The sequence below is a fragment of the Streptomyces flavofungini genome (genome assembly GCF_041028215.1).
Classification (GTDB): Bacteria; Actinomycetota; Actinomycetes; order Streptomycetales; family Streptomycetaceae; genus Streptomyces; species Streptomyces flavofungini_B.
This window is the reverse complement of record NZ_JASKYR010001340.1, coordinates 1-772: the sequence shown is the minus strand read 5'-3', so window position 1 is coordinate 772 and position 772 is coordinate 1. Positions and strand designations below refer to the sequence as shown.

The 772-nt window shown below is 71.2% G+C and carries 2 protein-coding genes; both read left to right on the top strand.

The features are described from left to right. The coding region (locus tag AB8Z36_RS40915) for an STAS domain-containing protein (protein WP_369218410.1) at positions 1 to 428 on the top strand (428 nt) is incomplete at its 5' end. Positions 429 to 527: 99 nt separating this feature from the next. Next, positions 528 to 772, top strand: a 245-nt coding sequence (locus AB8Z36_RS40910; protein ID WP_369218409.1) for a hypothetical protein, incomplete at its 3' end; no start/stop codon positions are given.

Here is a 772-nt window from a genome sequence, read left to right as displayed (position 1 = left end):
CCCCGCACCCGCAGCACCCGCAGCCGCCGCACCCGACAGAAGAGCGTGAGCGCATGAGCACCGACCTGCACGTGACCATCATCGAGGAAGAGGGCGGACGGCTCGCCGTGGCCACCGTCGCCGGGGAACTGGACGTGGAGTCCGCGCCGGCCGTCTACCAGCAGGCCATGGGGCCGGTCACCGACCACCCCGCCGTCATCCTCGACCTGTCCCAGGTCACCTTCTGCGACTCCTCCGGCTTCAACGCCCTGCTGCGCCTGCGCCGCCGCGCCGAGGAAGCCGGTACGTGGCTCGCGCTCGCCGCCCCTCCCCCGGCGGTCGAACGGCTGCTGGCCCTCACTGGGGCCGACACCGTCTTCCCGCTGTACCGCACGGTCGCGGAGGCCCGTACGCACGAGCCACGGCGCGGGCGCGGCGACGAGGACTGATTCGCGGGCCGACCGTTACACAGTAGGGGCAATTCCTCCGCTTTCACCGCTTAGGTTCGATATGTACCTCCCCGAGCGTGTTCGTAGAAAGGTCACCTCATGTCGAACTCACGAGCCGTCCTGACCGTGCTGGCCTCCGCGGTGCTGAGCATCGGAGCCGTCACCGCGCTGGCCTCCACCGCCGACGCCGCACCGCGGCAGCACACCTCCGCCGCCGCCACTGCCCACGCCTCCGCCCAGGGCAGCACCGGTGGCAGCCAGGACATACCGCTCAGCGACGGCGCCATCGCCCACGTCTCCGCTCTCAAGGGCGGCAAGTGGCAGGCGTGGGTCACCCAGCACGG